Below are 3,320 nucleotides of genomic sequence, written 5' to 3'. Positions count from 1 at the left end.
AGGCAGTCAACGATGGCTTTGGCTTAAGTCTTATTCAAAACTTGAGAAAAAAGGGCTATGGTATCAATGAAAATCAATGCCCAAAGAATAAAGCTAATTTTTTCTACGTTCTTGATGAGCTTAAACCTCAAAGTTACAGAATAAGCCTTTTTGTAGGAATACAAACATTGAGCCGGCTGTATGCAAAAAACAATGAAAATATCATCCCTGTCAGCGCATGGACTCATAAGGAGTAGAACGATGAATCGAAATAATGATTATTTGTCACCAGACAATTCACCGCAAAAGCTTCAAACCACAGGTGTAAAACGAGTAAATAATGTGCCACTCATGATTGCAATTGGTATTTTAACTCTTTTTGTGGTGCTCATCGCATTAGTTGCCAATAAACGGGCTAATGCGCAAAACCAGCCATCAGAAATAGTAAAGGTTAAGTACCCTAAGAAAAATACCATGAGCCTTGCCAATGATGTGGTAGGAAATCATAAAACAGCAGTGATTCCTTCCCAGAGTGACACGATAGCTAATAATGAAGCAGGCCCTTTGCCCATTCCTGAACAACTTCCTCATCAAGAAGATACTCTGACACAAGAGGTATCTGAAGCTGAAATCGAGCGTATTCGTCAGGAAAAAACTCAAGAATTTGAAGAGGCTGTCAAAGCTAAGTCATCCGTAATGGTCGATAACCCACGATTAAATAATCGCGACACTACTAAAACATCTATGAATAGCACTGAGATGACATTAAACATCGATCCTTCATCAGCGTTTAAAGAGCAGCTCGCATTATTACAAGGAAGACAGGCCAAACCTATGCCACAAACATTAGGTGGCGAGGAAAATGAAATGCGTTGGCATTTAAATTCAACGCTGCAAAATCCAAACAGTCGATACGAACTAAGAGCTGGCAGCGTGATTCCAGGGGTAATGATTAGTGGTATTTCTTCAGAATTACCAGGTCAAATTATCGCTCAAGTATCACAAAACGTATATGACACCGCTACCGGAAAATATCTTTTAATACCTCAAGGAACGAAGATATTGGGACTTTATTCCAGTGATGTCCCTTTTGGTCAGAACTCTGTATTAGTGGCGTGGCAACGTCTGGTGTTTCCAGACAGTAAAGCTCTGGATATCGGCTCTATGCCAGGTGCTGATAGTGCTGGATATGGTGGTTTTCGCGATCAGGTAGATCATCATTATGCGCGAATTTATGGTTCAGCGCTTTTAATGTCAGGCATTATTGCTGGTATTACTTATAGCCAAAATACAAATCAATCTAATCAATTCGGTTACGCCCAACCCACAGCTGGCAGTGTCATGAGTCAGGCTTTAGGACAGCAGTTGGGCGAGGTTACTTCACAACTGGTTTCAAAAAACCTGAATGTGTCTCCTACTATCAATGTCCGTCCAGGTTATCGTTTCAATATCATCGTAGTGAAAGATTTAACGTTTAAGCAGCCTTATCGGCAATTTGCTTATTAATGAAGGAGAGCATTATGAAATTTAAATCCTTGATTATTTATTGCTTTGCTTTACCAGTGTTCGCGGGTGGTGCGCCTGTATTTGACATTGCGAACTGGATTCAAAATGGAAAAATGATTGCAACTCAGCTTAGCGAATATAAAACGCAAGTCGATCAATACAAGAATCAGATGGATCAATATCAAAACATGTTAGACAACACCAAATCCCTGACTTCCTTTGAATGGGATAATGCCAACTCGGTTATTAATAATTTGCTTGAGTCGACTGATACCATTGATTACTACAAGCAGGAAGCTGGCAGCCTCCAAGGGTATCTTGACCGATTCCAAAGTCAGGAATACTACCAAAAGACCCCGTGTTTTAATGGCACGAGTCAATGTTCTGCTGAAGAACTTAGAAAAATTAAACAAAGCAGATTAGCGGCTTCTGTTGCTGAAAAACGCTCCAATGATGCCATGCTCAAAGGGATTGATAAACAACAACAGAGCTTAAAAAATGATTCTGCAAAGCTGCGTACGTTGCAATCTCAAGCACAAAGTGCTGCAGGCCAAAAACAGGCTCTTCAAGCGGCTTCTCAATTAGCAAGTAATCAATCCCATCAATTGCTTCAAATCAGAGGCGTGTTATTGGCGCAACAGAATGCCCAGGCCGTCAAAGATGCGGCGAATGCCAACAAAGAAGCAATACAGACTGCGGGAGATGAGCATTTCAGATCAGGGGCATACCATAAAAGCTCAGGAAAAAAATGGTAATCCATCATAAAAAGGAGAGGAAATGAAAGTTATATGTTTATCAATTTTGGTTCTTACTTGTGTCCTGTCAGGTTGTGACAGCGCTGAAACTGCCGCTCAAAAAAAAGCTGAACATTTGGCTTCTCTAAGATGCGACAGTTCAAGAGAAGGTCGAACTAAAGAAGAACTCCAAGTGATTGGTGATGCGTGCTTCCGAGGAGGTAGTTATTCCAAAAGCTCTGGTAAGAAGTGGTGATAGTATGAATAAAAAAATAACTCCTTATTTTATCCTTTTCTGTTTACTTGGGTTTTCTGCTTGCTGCCATGCTCAGGGGCATGGCATGGATAGTCGTGACTTACTGGATAATATTTTACAACGGTTTGCCAGCACATCCGCGCTATGGAGCAAAACCATGTTGAGTTACGCAAGATATTTGTTCTGGTCTTTGGCCTCAATCAGTATGGTGTGGACTTACGGCTTGATGGCATTGCGAAGAGCAGACATTCAAGAATTCTTAGCTGAAACAGTACGGTTTTTTGTGGTTATCGGTTTTTTCTATTGGATTTTAGACAATGGTCCTGCAATTGCAAAAGCGATAATAGATTCCATGCGGCAACTTGCAGCCAAGGCTTCTGGGATTAATGAGCATGTCTCTCCTTCTGATATCGTAGATGTTGGGTTTGATATTGTCTCAAAAGCGATTGACAGCTCATCCATCTGGTCTCCTGCAGCAACTACAGTAGGATTGCTCGTTGCAGGGGTTATTCTGATTATATTGGCTTTAGTCAGTATCAATATGCTCATTATCTTAATCACCGCATGGATTTTAACCTATGGTGGCATTGTTTTATTAGGGTTTGGCGGTGGCCGTTGGACTCAGGACATTGCAATTAACTACTACAAAACTGTGTTGGGGATTGCATTACAAGCTTTTGCCATGATTTTAATTATTGGTATTGGTAAATCCTTTGTAGATCAATATTACGCTGCAATGTCTGAAAACATCATGCTTAAAGAAATGTTTGTCATGCTGGTAGTTGCCGTACTGTTACTGGTTCTTATTGATAAAATTCCACCTGCTTTAGCAGGCATTGTATCAG

4 protein-coding genes and 1 pseudogene are annotated in these 3,320 nt (G+C 40.6%); all 5 read left to right on the top strand.

The genetic code is table 11. The features are described from left to right. Positions 1–236, top strand: a pseudogene (locus Q0495_RS09610) (conjugal transfer protein TrbH); the annotation flags it as partial. 4 nt (positions 237–240) lie between these two features. Beyond that, entirely contained in the window at positions 241–1,485 is a 1,245-nt protein-coding gene (locus Q0495_RS09605) for a TrbI/VirB10 family protein (protein ID WP_298625416.1), read from the top strand. Positions 1,486–1,499: 14 nt separating this feature from the next. Further along, positions 1,500–2,240 (top strand): P-type conjugative transfer protein TrbJ, encoded by a 741-nt coding sequence (gene trbJ / locus Q0495_RS09600; RefSeq protein WP_298625413.1) that lies wholly within the window; start codon positions 1,500–1,502, stop codon positions 2,238–2,240. Between the two features lie 22 nt (positions 2,241–2,262). Beyond that, the gene (locus Q0495_RS09595; protein WP_269568956.1) at positions 2,263–2,475 is read left to right on the top strand and encodes a hypothetical protein; all 213 of its coding nucleotides are present in this window, start codon (positions 2,263–2,265) and stop codon (positions 2,473–2,475) included. A 4-nt stretch (positions 2,476–2,479) separates the two neighbouring features. Next, positions 2,480–3,320, top strand: an 841-nt coding sequence (gene trbL, locus Q0495_RS09590; RefSeq protein ID WP_298625406.1) for a P-type conjugative transfer protein TrbL, incomplete at its 3' end; no start/stop codon positions are given.

Source organism: uncultured Legionella sp. (genome assembly GCF_937871865.1).
GTDB lineage: Bacteria > Pseudomonadota > Gammaproteobacteria > Legionellales > Legionellaceae > Legionella.
This window is presented reverse-complemented; position numbering and strand designations above follow the sequence as displayed.

What these genes read in the sequence shown, in the direction of transcription:
- trbJ (WP_298625413.1), top strand. Translation starts at nt 1,500, where the DNA reads ATGAAATTTAAATCCTTGATTATTTATTGCTTTGCTTTACCAGTGTTC.
- Q0495_RS09595 (WP_269568956.1), top strand. Translation starts at nt 2,263, where the DNA reads ATGAAAGTTATATGTTTATCAATTTTGGTTCTTACTTGTGTCCTGTCA.
- Q0495_RS09605 (WP_298625416.1), top strand. Translation starts at nt 241, where the DNA reads ATGAATCGAAATAATGATTATTTGTCACCAGACAATTCACCGCAAAAG.